At 60.2% G+C, this 1,376-nt stretch carries 1 protein-coding gene; it reads right to left on the bottom strand.

Annotation, left to right across the window (positions count from 1 at the left end; all coding sequences use genetic code 11):
* Nucleotides 1-30 precede the first annotated feature (30 nt).
* A complete protein-coding gene (locus tag NYR58_RS20350; RefSeq protein WP_036744357.1) occupies nt 31-1,281 on the bottom strand; it encodes an IS256 family transposase in 1,251 nt (416 codons plus the stop codon).
* Between the last annotated feature and the right edge of the window lie 95 nt (nt 1,282-1,376).

The raw sequence follows: 1,376 nt of genomic DNA on the forward strand, positions 1-1,376 counted from the left end.
GAGATATGGGCGAAAGTTGGTGACGCTTGATCAGGCGGCGACTTGAAGTTGGCGGAGGCCGTCGCGGAACTCAACCCCCTGGATGATCTCCGGCAGACGGTTCTGGCCATCGAGTTTGCGCCATTTCCCCTGCGCTGACATCATCAGCTTGAAGGCCATGGCCAGCCCGGTCCTGCGACTGAGGCAACCTTTGGTGCGCTTGGTGCGGTGCCGAACGGTCGCGAAGGTGCTTTCAATTGGGTTCGATGTCCGGATGTGTTTCCAGTGCTCGGCCGGGTAGTCGTAAAAGGTCAGAAGCGCCTCGCGATCCTTGACCAGCTTGGCAACGGCCTTGTCGTATTTGACGCCGTAGGTTTCGACGAAGAAATCGAAAGCAGCGCCGGCCCCGGCCTTGGTTTCCGCCTGCCAGATGTCATGGAGATGACCCTTGGCCTTGTCCTGCAGCGACTTTGGCAGCGCGTTGAGCACGTTCATTGTCTTGTGGACCCAACAGCGCTGTTCGCGCGTGGTAGCAAAGACCTCGCGCAGGGCGGTCCAGAACCCGAGCGCGCCGTCGCCGATGGCCAGCTTGGGATCCTGCTTCAGGCCCCGGCGCCGCAGATCGAGCAAAAGCTCACGCCAGCTCTCAGCGCTTTCGCGGAAGCCGTCGATCATCGCCAGAAGCTCCTTGTGGCCATATTCATCGGCCCCGACGATCACCAGAACGCATTGCCTTTCCTCAGCCATGCGCGGTTTGAAATACACCCCGTCAGCCCAGATGTAGAGAAAGCGCCGATGGCTCAGGTCGCGCCTTTGCCAGGCCTCATAGTCGTTCCACCAATCCGCCTTCAGCCGCGTGATTGTCTTGGCGGAAAGCCCATGGGCGTTTGGGCCGAGAAGCGCTGCCAAGGCTTCGCTGAAATCACCCGTGCTGACGCCCTTGAGATAAAGCCAGGGCAGCAGCTCCTCCACTGATTTCGCCTTGCGCAGGTATCGCGGCAGGATGCTGGGCGTGAAGGTGATCTTGTCCTCACCAGGCTTGCGATCTCGCACCCGTGGCACTTTCACCGGCACCGGACCGATCCCGGTCATCACCTTTCGTTCCGGCAGATGGCCATGGCGCACCAGGCGCGCACGCCCATCCTCAAGCTTTTCCTTGGAAAAGGCGGCCATGAGCGTGGCCAGCTCGGCGTGGATCGCCTGTTCAATCAACTTGCGCGCGCCATTGCGGAGAACGTCGGTGAATGCATCGGCGCTAAATCCCGATGGATCGGGGAGTTGGGTGATGGTATTCTCTGGCATGTGGCATATCCCTTTCTCGGCTGAGAATTGACGGCGCGTGAACACCGCCATGATATGCCGCCCCTCAGGGCATCACCAACTTTCGCTCATTACTC

Origin of the sequence: Chelativorans intermedius, from assembly GCF_025398255.1 — a bacterium.
GTDB classification, from domain to species: domain Bacteria; phylum Pseudomonadota; class Alphaproteobacteria; order Rhizobiales; family Rhizobiaceae; genus Chelativorans; species Chelativorans intermedius.

Coding starts and splice junctions, on each gene's coding strand:
- NYR58_RS20350 (WP_036744357.1), bottom strand. CDS start 1,281: ATGCCAGAGAATACCATCACCCAACTCCCCGATCCATCGGGATTTAGC.